Source organism: Glaciimonas sp. PCH181 (genome assembly GCF_003056055.1).
Lineage (GTDB): Bacteria > Pseudomonadota > Gammaproteobacteria > Burkholderiales > Burkholderiaceae_D > Glaciimonas.
Genome location: NZ_PYFP01000001.1, coordinates 1,170,626 through 1,185,867, shown reverse-complemented (window position 1 = coordinate 1,185,867; position 15,242 = coordinate 1,170,626). Strand labels below are relative to the sequence as shown.

The 15,242-nt window shown below is 49.7% G+C and carries 15 protein-coding genes and 1 pseudogene; 8 read left to right on the top strand and 8 right to left on the bottom strand.

Going from position 1 to position 15,242, the window contains the following annotated elements:
* Window positions 1-8: 8 nt before the first annotated feature.
* Window positions 9-740, top strand: a pseudogene (locus tag C7W93_RS05330) (YoaK family protein); the annotation flags it as partial.
* Window positions 741-895: 155 nt separating this feature from the next.
* Here the strand turns inward: C7W93_RS05330 and C7W93_RS05325 are convergent.
* The gene (locus C7W93_RS05325; RefSeq protein WP_108439086.1) at window positions 896-1,267 is read right to left on the bottom strand and encodes a hypothetical protein; all 372 of its coding nucleotides are present in this window, start codon (window positions 1,265-1,267) and stop codon (window positions 896-898) included.
* A gap of 297 nt (window positions 1,268-1,564) precedes the next feature.
* Here C7W93_RS05325 and C7W93_RS05320 point away from each other — a divergent pair, with 297 nt between their 5' ends.
* Complete coding sequence (locus tag C7W93_RS05320) at window positions 1,565-2,632, top strand: NAD(P)-dependent alcohol dehydrogenase (RefSeq protein WP_108439085.1); 1,068 nt, start codon at window positions 1,565-1,567, stop codon at window positions 2,630-2,632.
* 110 nt (window positions 2,633-2,742) lie between these two features.
* Here C7W93_RS05320 and C7W93_RS05315 read toward each other — a convergent pair whose 3' ends face one another.
* Complete coding sequence (locus tag C7W93_RS05315) at window positions 2,743-3,189, bottom strand: helix-turn-helix domain-containing protein (RefSeq protein WP_108439084.1); 447 nt, start codon at window positions 3,187-3,189, stop codon at window positions 2,743-2,745.
* 177 nt (window positions 3,190-3,366) lie between these two features.
* Between C7W93_RS05315 and C7W93_RS05310 the strand changes: the two genes are divergently transcribed.
* From C7W93_RS05310 to C7W93_RS05305, 3 genes are all read left to right on the top strand, one after another.
* The gene (locus C7W93_RS05310) at window positions 3,367-4,563 is read left to right on the top strand and encodes an MFS transporter (protein ID WP_370446443.1); all 1,197 of its coding nucleotides are present in this window, start codon (window positions 3,367-3,369) and stop codon (window positions 4,561-4,563) included.
* A 301-nt stretch (window positions 4,564-4,864) separates the two neighbouring features.
* Window positions 4,865-5,032: a hypothetical protein gene (locus tag C7W93_RS24575; RefSeq protein WP_161539885.1), complete on the top strand. Its 168-nt coding sequence runs from the start codon at window positions 4,865-4,867 to the stop codon at window positions 5,030-5,032.
* Window positions 5,032-6,321 carry a PepSY domain-containing protein gene (locus C7W93_RS05305; RefSeq protein ID WP_108439083.1) on the top strand — a complete coding sequence of 430 codons (1,290 nt, stop codon included), beginning with the start codon at window positions 5,032-5,034 and terminating at the stop codon, window positions 6,319-6,321. Before C7W93_RS24575 ends, C7W93_RS05305 begins: the two co-directional genes overlap by 1 nt.
* Here C7W93_RS05305 and C7W93_RS05300 read toward each other — a convergent pair.
* Entirely contained in the window at window positions 6,299-7,177 is an 879-nt protein-coding gene (locus C7W93_RS05300; protein WP_108439082.1) for a pirin family protein, read from the bottom strand. The two genes, C7W93_RS05305 and C7W93_RS05300, sit on opposite strands and share 23 nt — an antisense overlap.
* A gap of 544 nt (window positions 7,178-7,721) precedes the next feature.
* Between C7W93_RS05300 and C7W93_RS05295 the strand changes: the two genes are divergently transcribed.
* Window positions 7,722-9,320, top strand: coding sequence for a GGDEF domain-containing protein (locus tag C7W93_RS05295; protein WP_108439081.1), 1,599 nt, complete (start codon window positions 7,722-7,724; stop codon window positions 9,318-9,320).
* Window positions 9,321-9,535: 215 nt separating this feature from the next.
* Window positions 9,536-10,021: a Spy/CpxP family protein refolding chaperone gene (locus tag C7W93_RS05290; protein WP_161539884.1), complete on the top strand. Its 486-nt coding sequence runs from the start codon at window positions 9,536-9,538 to the stop codon at window positions 10,019-10,021.
* A gap of 87 nt (window positions 10,022-10,108) precedes the next feature.
* On the opposite strand, the gene C7W93_RS05285 is transcribed toward C7W93_RS05290, so the two are convergent.
* The 5 genes from C7W93_RS05285 to C7W93_RS05265 form a co-directional block, all read right to left on the bottom strand.
* Entirely contained in the window at window positions 10,109-10,405 is a 297-nt protein-coding gene (locus C7W93_RS05285; RefSeq protein ID WP_225869753.1) for a hypothetical protein, read from the bottom strand.
* A 237-nt stretch (window positions 10,406-10,642) separates the two neighbouring features.
* Complete coding sequence (locus tag C7W93_RS05280; protein WP_108439078.1) at window positions 10,643-10,963, bottom strand: hypothetical protein; 321 nt, start codon at window positions 10,961-10,963, stop codon at window positions 10,643-10,645.
* Between the two features lie 57 nt (window positions 10,964-11,020).
* Window positions 11,021-12,856 (bottom strand): GspE/PulE family protein, encoded by a 1,836-nt coding sequence (locus tag C7W93_RS05275; RefSeq protein WP_370446395.1) that lies wholly within the window; start codon window positions 12,854-12,856, stop codon window positions 11,021-11,023.
* A 24-nt stretch (window positions 12,857-12,880) separates the two neighbouring features.
* A complete protein-coding gene (locus C7W93_RS05270; RefSeq protein WP_108439077.1) occupies window positions 12,881-13,729 on the bottom strand; it encodes a spermidine synthase in 849 nt (282 codons plus the stop codon).
* Between the two features lie 72 nt (window positions 13,730-13,801).
* Entirely contained in the window at window positions 13,802-14,302 is a 501-nt protein-coding gene (locus C7W93_RS05265) for a DNA-deoxyinosine glycosylase (RefSeq protein WP_108439076.1), read from the bottom strand.
* Between the two features lie 171 nt (window positions 14,303-14,473).
* Between C7W93_RS05265 and C7W93_RS05260 the strand changes: the two genes are divergently transcribed.
* A complete protein-coding gene (locus C7W93_RS05260; RefSeq protein ID WP_108439075.1) occupies window positions 14,474-15,217 on the top strand; it encodes an SDR family oxidoreductase in 744 nt (247 codons plus the stop codon).
* Window positions 15,218-15,242: the final 25 nt, after the last annotated feature.

The following is a 15,242-nucleotide window of genomic DNA, read 5'->3' as shown; positions in this document are numbered from 1 at the left end:
GAGTATAAATGCCGATTCCGTATCTGCGGCAATTGACGGGAAGAGAGCGTAGTCAGAGGGCCAATCGTCATCTGGCATGCTTCCTGACTTTTATTGCGGGAGCGATTAATGCCGGGGGTTTTCTGGCAGTGGGGCAATATACGTCGCATATGACGGGGATTATTTCTTCAATGGGGGATAACCTGGCGCTGGGCGCAATCGGATTATTGTTGGCTGGCCTGGCGTCACTTATATTTTTCACCCTCGGTGCTGCTTGCTGTGCGATATGTGTTAACTGGGGGCGGAAGCGGAGCCTGCAGGGGGAGTACGCGATACCGTTGATGCTAGAGGCAGTATTGTTATTATTATTCGGCTTACTAGGTGGCAATCTGGAAAATCACAAATGGCTATTTGTGCCCGTCACGGTATTGCTGCTGTGTTTCATTATGGGATTGCAAAACGCCATCATTACCAAAATCTCCCAGGCCGAGATTCGTACCACGCACATGACGGGAATGGTCACCGATATCGGGATAGAACTGGGAAAGCTGGTGTATTGGAACAGTACCAGACACGATCCCAAATACACCGTCCATGCTGATCTGGATAAATTGCGCTTGTTGGGGACATTGGTTTTTCTGTTCTTTAGCGGCGGTTTGGTGGGCGCATTGGGATTTAAGAATATTGGTTTTATTTCAACTGCACCGCTAGCAGCAACTCTGATGTTTTTAGCGGTTGTGCCGATTGCAGATGATGTACGGAAAATATTCGCCAACATCATGCGGAAGATAAGTTAACCCAACATAATAAAAGCCGTACCTCTTGTGAGAGTACGGCTTTTTCATCATCCCTTTAAGGGGGAGTTCAAGCGTTTTATCGCTGTGCGGATTTTTTCAATCGCCAGCATGTCAGACATTTAAGCCTTAGCGTGAGCGTAAACTCTGGTTTTTTCTGCATTTACCATCAACTGCTTTTGCGCTAATGTTAAAGCGATCAGCGCAGTATCACCGGCAATCGTCGTGTACTCAGCTTCGTGTATTGCCTTGTAGGTCGCAAAGAAACCATCGCCCGGCAAGCCGGTATCTTTTTTAACCATGACAACTGAATAGATCGCCAGATCGAAATCTGCAAGGGAGATACATGCCGCTTCTAGCGTTGCATGGACTTTTTGAGCAGGTGTGTTTTTTGGAAACAACGCATACAAAGCATTAAAAGCAACGCTGTCACTTGCGTTTGCTGCTTTTTTGAGTAGTGCCGTTATGGCAGGAAGTTGTGCTTCGATAATCACGTAATTCTCCGACAGTAATAGGGGGCCAGGGTGGTCTTGTTGGCTGGGGGCGAATTATCCACTATAAATTGCGATGTAAGACTTTGTTTGGCATTTATTGTTGACGGAGTGCGTTGAAGGTCGCTTAACGAGAGAATCTTTGCACCATTTCGCCAGCTTTCTTAACGTCAATGGCGGCATGCCGCCTAACAGGATGCGCCTAAATGCATGCTCGCAAGAAATTATTTCCCGATAGCGTTACCATTGTTGGCTTACGCGGCCCGGTTCTCGCCGTTTCATTTTACAAAGGAATTCAAAATGCTTAAAGCCGTTGGATATGCCGCGCAGACTGCGCAAGCCCCGTTGGCGCCATTCGCTTTTGAACGTCGCGAACCCGGACCACACGATGTACAGATCGAGATTTTGTATTGCGGCGTGTGCCATTCAGACTTGCATACCGTACGCAACGAATGGCATAACACCGTCTACCCTGCCATACCAGGCCATGAAATTGTCGGTCGGGTGGTCAAAGTTGGCGAACATGTAAAGAACTTTAAAGTTGGTCAGATGGCTGGTGTCGGCTGTATGGTGGACTCCTGTCAGAGCTGTCCAAGCTGTGCCGATGGTTTGGAACAATATTGTGAAACAGGCTTTGTCGGCACCTATAACGGTGAAGACAAGCAAAGCGGCGGCGTTACTTTTGGCGGCTATGCCAATAACATCGTTGTCAGCGAGAAATTTGTCTTGCATATCTCCGATAAACTTGATCCCGCCGCTGCTGCACCATTACTCTGCGCCGGGATTACTACTTACTCTCCTTTGCGTCACTGGAAAGTTGGCAAAGGCCACAAAGTCGGTATCGTTGGACTAGGCGGTCTTGGTCATATGGGCGTAAAAATTGCGCACGCGATGGGCGCGCATGTGGTCTTGTTCACCACTTCGCCAAACAAGAAAGAAGATGCATTGCGTTTGGGGGCCGATGAAGTAGTGATTTCAAAGGATGCAGACCAAATGGCGGCGCATGCAAATACGTTTGACTTCATCCTTAACACCGTCGCCGCTCCGCATAATCTGGATAATTTCCTGAATTTGTTAAAGCGCGATGGCACGATGACATTGGTAGGCGCACCGGCTGAATCGCATCCGTCACCGAATGTATTTGGCTTGATCATGAAGCGACGTACGCTGGCTGGATCGCTCATCGGTGGTATCAAGGAAACGCAAGAAATGCTGGATTTCTGTGCTGAGCACGGCATCACTTCAGATATTGAATTGATCTCTATTCAGGATATCAATCAGGCTTATGAAAGAATGCTGAAGAGCGATGTTAAATATCGCTTTGTGATTGATATGGCATCGCTGGCGAAAGAACAGATCGCTGCCTGATGCAGTTTTATGGTAGTTGGCAGTTTAGCCAACCTATCGTAGTGAAAAATGGCCATCTCGGTTTTTGCGGAGATGGCTATTTTTTGCCTGATGGCGGCTAGTAATGATAGTTAGCGAATTTTCTTCACTATTGTCTGATCTGCATTCAATACTTCTCCATTCGCGTCTCTCAAGGCCATCTGGCCGACGTTCTTCCCCGTCGCTTTATCCAGCAACTGCGAGTGTAATTCATCTTGCCGGAACAAATAATGTTCCCCCCATTGCCTGAGTGCCACGACCACCGGAAACAAACGATCACCCTTAGTCGTTAGAACGTACTCGTGATACGAGGTGCCATCTGATGCGGGTTGAATCGTCAGGATGTCTTCTTCTACCAAGTTGCGCAGGCGATCAGCCAGAATGTTGCGCGCTACGCCGAGGCTACGCTGAAAATCGCTGAAGCGACGCGTGCCATCAAACGCATCGCGCACGATCAGAAGCGACCATCTGTCCCCAACGATATCTAGTGATCGTCCGACCGGGCATGGGTCGTCCTGCATGCTTTTTCGTTTGGCCATCTCTTTTTGCATTTTGTGTTGAGGGCCACGTTAGCCATCATATCGGTTGCATTTTAAAACTGATTTGCTTACACTTCAACCAGTTTTAAATAACAACCAGTTTGCAAAAGGACAATCATGAATAGTCAGACCCGCAGCGGAGTCAGCGCTACTTCAGGGCATCTATCAGACAACGCAATGAACGTAATGCGCCCCGCAATGCCGCGTTCGCTAGTCGTATTGTTTGCTTGTGCAAGCGGAATGAGCGTTGCCAACGTCTATTACGCGCAGCCTTTATTGGATGCACTATCAGCAGACTTCGCTATTAGCCATGCTGCGGTGGGAGGAGTAATAGCGGCTACCCAAATTGGTTGCGCGCTGGCGCTGATGCTATTGGTGCCGTTGGGCGACATCCTCGATCGGCGGCGATTAATGTTGGCGCAGTTAGTGGCCCTGATGGTGGCGCTTGTCGGCGTCGGGATGGCGACTTCATCAACAACTTTGTTGGTATACATGCTGGCGGTCGGTTTGCTTGGCACTGCAATGACGCAAGGTCTAATTGCCTATGCCGCGACGATGGCCGCGCCCGATCAACGCGGCAGGGTGGTCGGTGCGGCCCAAGGCGGAGTTGTTATTGGACTGCTGTTGGCGAGGGTAGCGGCTGGCTTGATTGCCGATCTGAGCGGATGGCGCACAGTGTATTTCTTCTCGGCGATGGTGATGCTGGGCCTTGCTGTGGTGCTGTGTCGCGTGCTGCCTAAACAGATGCTGCCATCACAGCGACTGCACTATGGGGAATTGATCTTTTCGATGTATACGTTGCTGCGCAACGAGCGCGTGCTGCAAATTCGGGGCGTGATCGCTTTACTGATGTTTGCCGCGTTCAGTGTGTTTTGGAGTGCGCTTGTATTGCCGTTGAGCGCTGCACCCTATTATTTCTCGCATACCCAGATCGGTGCGTTCGGACTGGTCGGTACTGCCGGGGCACTGGCCGCTTCACGGGCGGGTCATTGGGCTGATCGCGGAAGAGGGCAGTGGACTAGTCGCTGGGCTTTGTTGCTGTTGCTGGCTTCGTGGCTAGCGCTCTGGTTTGGGACCAATTCGTTATGGTTTCTGGTGATTGGTATTCTCATGCTGGATCTTGGCGGGCAAGCCGTGCATGTGACCAATCAGAGCATGATTTTTAGCACGCAGGTTGAATCCCACAGTCGTTTGGTAGGGTGTTACATGCTGTTTTACTCGGTGGGAAGTGGAATAGGCGCGATTGCTTCGACCATGGCGTATGCCCGGTTTGGTTGGAGTGGAGTTTGTTTGTTGGGGGCGACGGTGAGTTTTCTTGCCTTGTTATTCTGGCGCCTGACGCTGCGGCATATGCCGGTCATCACCCCACATTAACCCGCGATTAACGTTGCTTTAAGTCAGTCGCGTTATGCACTGCTCGAAAGCTTTCTTGATGATAAGTGCTGCTAAATATTATTAATTGCCAAATATAAAGTAAAACTCCTGAGGATATGTAAAATATAATTGCGAATCATTCTCATTTTCATTATTATTTGTAGAATAAAAAGTCTTCCCTAAGCAGCGTTAATTTAACGCTATTAAGGACTAAAAGACATTGATGAGCTGGAACAAAGCATTCCTGTCGTGAAGAATCACCGACGATGGACGCCCATTATTTTTTAGGAGTTCTACCCGCATGTCCGGCTACACCTCGTTATCTCCCTATTTTCTTCATCTTACAAATTTGCGTTTTCATCCGATGGCGCTTGCTCAAACATTTGTCTTGGGTAGCGCACCTATGGCATCGGCGGCCGGTGCCGCAACGGATAACGCATTTATCATTAAAAGTATGGAGATCGCGTGATGCGTCCGGTATTTGTTTTATTACATCGTTGGTTTGGTCTCGCTGTTGCGATTTTTTTGTTCATTTCCGGCGCGACAGGCGCGTTAATCTCATGGGATCATGAGATTGATGCATGGCTGAATCCGACATTGTTTGAAGCGCGTAGCGGCGAACAGATGGCTGGTAAACCTACGTTGTCGGGCCTGGAGCTGGCAAATCGCGTCGAAGCCGCTGATCCACGGGTGCGCGTCAAATATGTATTGACACAAGAAGAGCCAGGTCACGCCTCGCAAATGTCGGTTGAGGGACGCATCAATCCGGCGACCGGGAAGCCGTTTGAGATTGGCTTCAATCAGATGGCGGTCGATCCGGTCACTGCTGAGGTGCAAGGCACACGGATGTGGGGAGAAGTCTCGCTTGCGCGGGAAAATTTGCTGCCGTTTTTGTACAAACTCCACTACACCATGCACATTCCATCGGGCTGGGGAATTGAGTTTGGCATGTGGTTTATGGGGTTGATCGGGGTCGTATGGGCCTTCGATTGTTTTATCGCCCTGTGGCTGTCATTTCCAAATTGGCGCAGTTGGCGCAAGTCGTTTGCGTTTCGCTGGAAGCAAGGGGGCCATAAATTGAATTTCGATTTACATCGATCCGGCGGCGTCTGGTTATGGGCTTTGTTGCTGATACTGGCCGTGACTTCGGTATCAATGAATCTGGGAAATCAAATAATGCGTCCGGTGGTGTCGATATTTTCAACGCTGAGCCCAGATGCTTTTGCTGCCATTACGCCGCAGCCCGAGAATAAGCCGATTGAGCCCTTGCTAAGTCGTGAACGGATAGTCGACATCGCTAAACTTGATGCGGCCAAACGCGGCTGGACTTTGCCCGCAGGCGGCATCTTTTATGCGCCCGCTTACGGACTTTACGGCGTGGGATTTTTTAGGCCCGGTAACGATCATGGCGATGGCGGCTTGGGTAATTCATGGCTCTACTTTGATGGCAAGGATGGCAGCCCGGCAGGCGGCAAGTTCCCTGGTACTGGCAGTGCTGGCGACATCTTTATTCAAGCGCAATTCCCATTGCATTCAGGACGCATCCTTGGTTTAACCGGACGTATTTTGATTTCAATAATGGGGGCTATCGTGGCATTGTTAAGCGCTACCGGCTTCCTGATTTGGTTGCGTAAGCGGCGTTCGCGGGTGCAGCAACAAGCCAGATTGCAAAAACTGGCTAGCGCTGCCCCTGCATTTGCGCCCCTTGGCAAAGCAACATCTGCGCGTGGTGAATTTACCGCTCCGGCAATGGAATGAATTCGGTCTCACCGGGAACGTTGGGAAAGACATCTTGCTGCTGATTGGTCCATGCTATTTTTGCAGCTTCAATTCGCTCTTTGGTACTGGCCACGAAGTTCCACCAAAGGAACCGTGGGCCATCGAGCGGCTCGCCACCTAATAGCATCAGAGAGGTGACGCTTTCTGCGATCAGCGTGACCTCGGTTCCTGGCGCAAGGACCACCAGCGTACCTTGCTGAATCGCTTCGCCATCTACCGAAAGTGCACCGCTGATAACATACACGGCACGTTCTATCGTGTCTGACGGCACTTGAAGCTGGGCTCCTGCGGCCAATTGGGCGGCTACATATAAAGTTTCGGTATGTGTGTTAACTGGCGATATTTTGCCAAATGCTTGTCCGACCAAAATATGTAATTCAACGCCTTCCAATTGCACAACCGGGATATCTGCTGCGGGAGTGTGCCAGAAACCGGGTGCGGTTTCCTCATCCTTTTTCGGTAACGCCACCCACATTTGCAAGCCTTGCACCGTCACGCCTTGCTGACGAATATCTTCCGGCACCCGTTCTGAATGGACGATGCCGCGTCCTGATGTCATCCAGTTAATATCGCCGGGGACGATGCGCTGAACACTCCCCAAACTATCGCGATGCATCATTGCACCGGAAAATAAATACGTAACCGTTGCCAGTCCAATATGGGGATGTGGTCGGACATCGCCAGCGGTACCTGCGTCAGCAAAAGTCACCGGACCCATATGATCAAAAAATACAAAGGGTCCAACTGTGCGCACTTGGGCCGAGGGTAACAAGCGCCGGATGGGGAAGCCAATGTCGCGTATCTGCGGATGAATAATGTGTTGGATACTGCTCATGGGTGCTCCTTTTGTATTCCATTGAAAATGATAAAAACTAAAAATCGGGCGGCAAATACTGTTTTCGATCGGGTCAAAATGCGGCGCATAACGATGATCGCTTCTCTTTTTCTGTATGAGGCATTTTAGCGCTCTATCCAAGCATTGATGGCAAATGCTGTTGGCGGGATACTGTTGGCTGCAACGGTGGAATGTTATTTGTCTGTTTCCGATTAAGTGATTATTAGTGAGAGCATGAGCAGCAGTCTTTTCATCACCGGCACAGCAGATAGTGCAGCAAGAAACCGCTAATATCCTATCGTCGGAAAACCGTTTGGGACCGCTCAAATAGACAGCGCAAACTCACGGCGAGTCAGATTTTTTTCACGTAATAACTTATTAATAATAAAATAAAATTGGCATTGATCTCTACAGACCGATGATTAATAATAGTTTCTTCAGGATAACAATTTTTAATTCTTACCGATGTGAGAGGCTAAATGGCAATATTTTTACTAGCCTTTCCAGTCGTCGTTGAAACTCGTGTAACTATGCCAAAAACTTTATGACCGGTCCTCTTGTAACACCGACGCACTCAGGCAAATTTACCCTTAAACGCCTGCCAATTACTTTATTGGCAGTTATTTTTGTCATTTTGGTTTGTCTTTCGCTCGTACTAATGGATGGCTGGAGAAGTTGGACGGCCCGTAATACGCAGCTACATGAGATGACCGTCGCCACCTCCAATATGGCGGAGTCCATCGCCCAACACGCAGACGATACGATCAAAGCGGCTGATACTGCGCTGCTTGGTCTGGTCGAGCGAGTGCAAACTGACGGCACTAGCCCGGCGGCGCTGAACCGGCTGCATGCCTTGCTGGTAAAACGGGTCGCGGAATTGCCGCAACTTAATGGTATTTTCGTATATGACGAAACGGGGCGGTGGCTAGTAAATGCACAACCGAACATGCCGCCGAATGTTAATAATTCGGATCGGGATTATTTTATTTATCACCGCACCCATTCCGATACGCAGCCATATATCGGATTGCCGATCCAAAGCCGCTCTAATGGCACTTGGATTATTACCCTTTCGCGCAGAATAAATCATCCCGATGGTACTTTCGCCGGTGTTGCATTGGCGACAATCAGCGTGGCGTATTTTAATAACTTTTATAAAAGTTTTAATATAGGTCACGAAGGCGCGATTATCCTCGCCCTGAATTCTGGCGTTATGTTGACCCGCAGTCCGCTATTAAGTGATTCAATCGGAAAAAGCATGGCGAATACGGTGCTATTTCGCGATAACGTTTCAAAAAGGGCAACCGGTACATTATTTGTAAAATCGTCACAGGACGGCGTCACCCGGCTGAATAGTTTTCGACGTCTGCATAACTATCCTCTATTCGTTGCCGCAGCGTTATCGAAGGACGAAATTCTGGGCGAATGGCTAGCCGACACCTATTTGCACTCAGCTGGTGTGTTGGTGCTTCTCATCGTATTGGGCTGGATGGGCTTTTATCTGATTGCGCAAATTAAGCGACGCGTCGATGCCGAAGCGGAAATTGTCCGCACCCGCGATGCGTTAGAGGCGCTTAATCAAACGTTGGAGAGATTATCGTTGCAAGACGGTCTGACCGGGCTGTCAAATCGCCGCCATTTCGATATCTCTCTTGAAAAAGAATTTAGTCGCGCGATACGCAACGTAAGTTCGCTGGCCCTGGTCATGATCGATGTGGATTGCTTCAAACAATATAACGACATTTACGGTCACGCGGCGGGCGATGAGTGTTTGCGAAGAATCAGCCAAATTGTCAAAACCGGTCAACATCGTCCGGGCGATGTTGCTGCCCGCTATGGTGGTGAGGAGCTTGGCGTTTTATTGCCGGGGACCGATATACGCGGGGCGATGAGCATCGCCGAAAATATCCGCCAGGCAATCCATAATCTGGAAATTGAACACACAGGCAATCCCGCAGGCGTGGTCACCATTAGCGCCGGTGTCGACGCGTTTGTTCCAGTCAGGAACGAAAATATTCCGTTAGAACTCGTGCAAGCCGCAGACAAAGCGCTTTACGCAGCCAAATCAGGTGGACGCGATCGCGTGTGCGGTAATGCCAGCGCGCCAAACTTTGAACTACCGGTTGTGGGTGCTTCTGCTTAAATTGCGAAGATAAAAGGGTGCTACGCCGGTTTATTTAAACCGACGTAGCCTCCTTTTTTACGGGGGTTTTGGTCGCCAGTATCGCCAGTGAAATCAGGTAATTTGACTTTGTAACGGCGTGTAATCATGGTCAACGCTACTTTGCATTCAGACGTTTACGCTGCAAGCCCATAGGGGTAATTGCGGTAATCTAAATGACTGAAATGAGAGCGAAAATGAGAAAACCTATTGCGGCAATGTATCTATTATCCGGGTTATTCTTGGCCGGAGCCGGTGTAACTGCCTTTGCACAGGGAACGCAGCCAGCGACAAATAGCGCAGCACAGAGTGTGCATCCTCAGAAAGATCCTACGGCTGCAACACAAAAACGCCTTGCTGAATTGAAGCAGAAGCTGAATCTTAAACCCGCGCAAGAGTCGGCGTGGGAAACATTTTCTAGCAGCTTAACCGCGCAAGTGACGATGCAAGCGCAATCCAAAGAAAAAATACGCGCTGCGATTGCTCCGGGTTATGACAATCTTTCAACGCCTGAAAAAATGGAAAAAATGGCAGCTATATTACGTTCAGATGCCGATTTTCTGAGCAAGAGCGCCGCGACTACCAAGACTTTTTATGATGGATTGAGCACAGAGCAAAAAACCATTTTCGATCTTTTTTCGAAGACTGTCTGGAGCAATCGCATGAAGGAAAAAACACGTTAAGGTCTGATGGTTCAATGAATGGATAAAAAAATGCCCGCGATCACATTTGTGTTCGCGGGCATTTTTTGTAGCGGGAATGTCGCTTAATTACGCATCAAGATCCAGATCTAAGCTAAAGATGGCGTCATAGCCATTTTTTTCGCGATCGTTTTCTTGCAGATCATCCACGAGTCCCATGTCATCAAGCTCTTCGGTAGCGTTGAGGTACTGGTTATCAGTGGTAGCGCCGATGACGCGATAGATTTCCTGATTGGCATTACGGACGCCAATGAGTTTGTATTCTTGCCGAACGATGTTCAGGTCTACTACCGACACCAGTAGATTAGTCATGATTGTTTTGTCGAATTCGGGGATGTCGTAGTCTCCGACTAGTGCTGTTTTCAATCTGTTCCTCTTGTGTATTTAATGGTTGCTCGCCGTTTGCTTTTAAGCGCTGCTTGCAAAATTGCTATGCTTTATCTTCTCAGCCACTTTGCAGCCGATTCGCAGCCAGTTTGTATCGCATTTCGATGAGGCGTTGATTTTACCTTTACCAGCGCGCTGATGGGGCAGATTTGTGCGGATTTCTCTGGCTGCTGATGACTGCGCCAGTGGCAAATGCTGGGTTGTTAAATTAACAATCTAGCATCTGGCGAAAAACATTTTTGTTTGCGTATCGGACCGTTGCTGGCGTATCCATTCCTGGCTTTTATAGGGACGGCGATTTTGATAGCGATTGTCACGTACACCACGATCATCTCGCTCCATCTGCCGTCTTTGTTCAAATTGGTCGAGTTCTTTCATGCGTTCTGCCAGCATCTGACATTCTGCCGCGACGGGCGTATCGGCTTTGATAGTTGCTCGGGCACCATTGATTTGCGCGTGTGCAGTTGTCATCACAACTGGCAGGGCACTCGTCATAGTCAGCGTGATCACGGCATTGCGGAGGCAGTTTTTTAGCATGTTTTCCAATTCCCTTTGGATGATGTTGCATGTTGATTCATTGGTTAATTGCGCTGGTTACGTCAGTGCAGAGGTTACTTTCAGCACCTCTTCAACCGTCGTAACACCCTCGATAATCTTAATTGCACCGGCAACACGCAGAGGTTTCATGCCGTCAGCGATACTTTGCTGTTTTAGCGCATGAATATCGGTTTCAGCCTGAATCATTTTCGAAAAAGCCGGGGTGACGGTCAATAGCTCATACAAGCCGGTCCGACCGCGATAGCCGGTTTGTCGGCATTCGGGGCAGCCAACTGGTTGATGGACTGTGTCCGGTTTCGGTATATCCTGGCTTTTCACCAGGTTTTGCCATACTTCATCTGAGATTTCGCCTCCCGCGCTTTTGCAATGCGGACACAAAGTACGTACCAATCGTTGTGCCATGATGCCAATTAATGTGCTTTCCAGCAAATAATAGGGCACACCTAATTCCAGCAAGCGCATGACCGCAGATGGCGCATCGTTGGTGTGAAGGGTGGATAGGACCAAGTGACCTGTAAGGGCGGCTTGAATCGCCATTTCAGCGGTCGCCAGATCGCGGATTTCTCCGACCATGATGATGTCTGGATCTTGCCGCATCAAAGCCCGGACGCCATCCAAGAAAGTAAGATCGATGCCGTTATTGATCTGCATCTGGTTGAATGCAGGTTCGACCATTTCGATCGGATCTTCTACCGTGCAGACGTTGACCTGAGACGTCGCCAGCGCTTTCAGGGTGGTGTATAAGGTGGTGGTTTTGCCCGATCCAGTCGGACCCGTCACCAGAATAATTCCGTGCGGGCGCTTGGTCAGCGCATCCCAGCGTAGCGCATCGTTGGCAGGAAAACCCAATTCGGGCAATGTTTTCACCACGACTTCCGGATCGAAAATCCGCATCACCAACTTCTCGCCAAATGCGGTTGGCAGTGTCGATAGGCGCAATTCGATTTCTTGCCCGCCCGCAGTCAGGGTTTTAATCCGTCCATCCTGCGGGCGGCGTTTTTCAATGACATCCATCCGCCCGAGCAATTTGATGCGCGCGGTCATGGCGATCATGACGACGGCAGGCACCTGATATACCTGATGCAGCACGCCATCGATACGAAAGCGGATGGCGCTGAAATCGCGTTTAGGCTCCATATGGATATCGGATGCCCGTTGTTCAAACGCGTATTGCCACAGCCAATCGACAATGTTGACGATGTGGCGATCATTTGCATCTACCTGCTTATTCGCTTTGCCAAGTTCGACTAATTGCTCAAAATTATTACGCAGCGCTAACTCTTGACCGCCGGATTTATGGGCGCTTTTGATCGACTTTGCCAGCGCAAAGAATTGCGAAATGTATTGAGTTATATCGACCGGATTTGCAATCACTAGCTTGATGTTGCGGCGTGTGAGCTTGGCGATTTCTGGTTCCCATTCGATGCGGAATGGTTCAGCGGTAGCGATCACCAGATCGGTTGCGTTCAATTCGACCGGCAAAATATTGAAGCGTGTCGCGTAATTCGCGGACATGACGTCGGCGACTTTAGCGAAGTCGATTTTGAGCGGATCAATCCGATAAAAAGGCAAATTTACCTTGCGCGCTAGCCACTCCGTCAGCCACTCCAGCGTGATCAGCCGCGGCGGTGTTTGTCCTATTTGTGCTGTCTGCCGCTTGCACTGCGCCACCGCGCTTAAGGGATGGATGGCAACGCTGGCATTCCGGAAGATTCCCTGCGCTTGCGTGAAAAAGTCTTTGACATCATCTTTGGAGACGGTGCCATCTGCCAGCATCCAGGTAAAAATTTGCTGAAGATCGAGTATTTTTGGCGCTGCTTTATTCATGCGATTATCGGTATCCGGCTGGTCGCCCACATTAATTAATGACATCCCCAAACGCTAAAAGCTGATAACTTAATGATCAGCGTGCCATGCTTTTATCCCATTTACCCAGGTTTTTGCTGGTAGTTTGGTCTCTGCGGTAATTTCAGCAGCGCGTTCATAAAGTGTCGTGAAATCGGGCTTCCAGGCGGTTTTGAAGGCGATGGCGATGACATTACCATCATGGACTTCGGGTAGGCACCAGACATCATCAAACGCGTACATCATGGCTTTAAGGTTTTTAGCATAGCTCGGATGATCGCCGAACAAATTGACGGTCATGACGCCGTTATCTGTCAGACAAGCAGCGCAGGCACTATAAAATTCGGGCGTATCGAGCACCGGACCTTTAGCTGTGGCGTCATATAAGTCCACTTGGAGCGCATCGACTGTCTCACGATTAGCCTCATTCATAACGAAGTCCATCGCATCCATTTCGATGACGGATAAACGGTCATCGTCGGGCGGCAATTTGAACATCGATGCACAGATCATCAATACAGAAGGGTTGAGCTCAATCGCGGTGACGCGGGCGGCGGGAAATTGGCGATAACTGAATTTGGTCAGCGCCGCTGTTCCGAGCCCGAGCTGAACGATGTGCTGCGGTTGATCATTAAACAACATCCATGCCATCATCTGTTGTGCATATTCCAACTCTAGCCAGTCCGGTTTGCGCAAGCGCATTGCCCCCTGGACCCATTCAGTGCCGAAATGCAGATAACGCACACCGTCTTGCTCAGACAGCGTCACTGGCGCAAATTTTGGTTTGCGCGGGGCTTTGGGTTCTGCTTTATTCTCTTTTACATCCGTTTTCTGGAGGCGTTTGCTGGGGCCGGCTTTAAGATTGGCTTCGGCTTCGATGGATTTGCGTTTGATCAGCATTGTCAGATAAGTAGATGTAAATGGAGAGTAAATTGGAAGTAGATGACGGTTGGAATACAACCGCGTCAATAATTAACTAATGATACCGCGCCACAGCCTCAATTTTTGTTCAAATGTAGATTGCGCGTTGGCGGGCGAGGATGACGGCAATACCAAAGTCTGAAAACCGGCTAGCGCGAATTGGTCAGCAAACTTGCCCGAAGTTTTGCCGTTAAAACATACTCGTACCAGCGCCGGACAGAGCTCATGCAGCAGATCGAATTGATTCACCAATGGGTTGCGGATGGCACTATCGAGACTACCGCTGCGTTCGCAACCGGCCAGAACATCCCATAGACCAACGCCGTGGGATAGTAGAGCTGTCAGCCGTGCCGCATACGGCAAACCGACCAGATCATCGTTTAGTACCGCCGACAGCAATTTCCAGAATTGATTGCGAGGATGCCCGTAATATTCTTGCGCCGTCAATGACGCTACACCGGGAAAACTGCCTAGAATCAATATCTGTGTGTGTTCATCAATCACGGGCGCAAAGCCGTTCAGACTGGGCGCGGAGGGCGGTGGTGCGGTCATGTGACGATGGCGGCGTGTAATGTTAAATAAATATTGTAAAGGATCGGTATATTATCGTTTCATATTTCGTTGCATTTGGCACACCTTTCGGTGGTTTTTTGAGATGCATCCCGGAGCGTTGAATCATCGTCAAATAGTGCGTTCTTTCGTCTTTCATCAAGGAGTATTTGTATGCATCAACCGGTCGTTCTTATCACTGGCGCCAGTCGTGGCATTGGCGCTGCTACGGCATTATTAGCGGGCGCGCGCGGCTATGCTGTTTGCGTTAATTATGTCAATAACAAGGCAGCAGCTGATGCCGTGGTGGATGCGATCATAATCGGCGGTGGCAAGGCCATTGCTGTTGCTGCGGACGTTGCCGTGGAATCCGATGTGATAAGCCTGTTCGAAACTGTCGACGCCAAACTCGGCCCATTAACGGCATTGGTGAACAATGCCGGTATTCTGGAAAAGCAAATGCAGCTAGCCCAAATGGACGTTGCCCGTTTGCAGCGGATATTTACGACGAATATTATCGGCAGTTTTATCTGCGCCCGTGAGGCGGTTAAACGCATGTCGACCAACTCGGGCGGCAGCGGTGGCGCTATTGTGAACGTGTCGTCTGTCGCAGCAAGGATTGGCGGCGCTGGTGAATATGTTGATTATGCGGCCTCTAAGGGCGCCATCGACACGATGACGATAGGTTTGGCGAAGGAAGTCATCGATCAGGGAATCCGTGTCAATGCCGTTCGTCCTGGCGTTATTTACACCGATATTCACGCCAGCGGCGGTGAAGCAGGGCGCGTAGTGAAAGACAGCATACCGATGCGGCGCGGGGGGCGTGCCGATGAAGTCGCGCAAGCTATTCTGTGGCTGTTGTCAGATCAGGCGTCTTATTCCACCGGGACGTTTATTGACGTCGCTGGCGGGCGCTAAGCGCGCAAAATAGGCGCAATGAAAA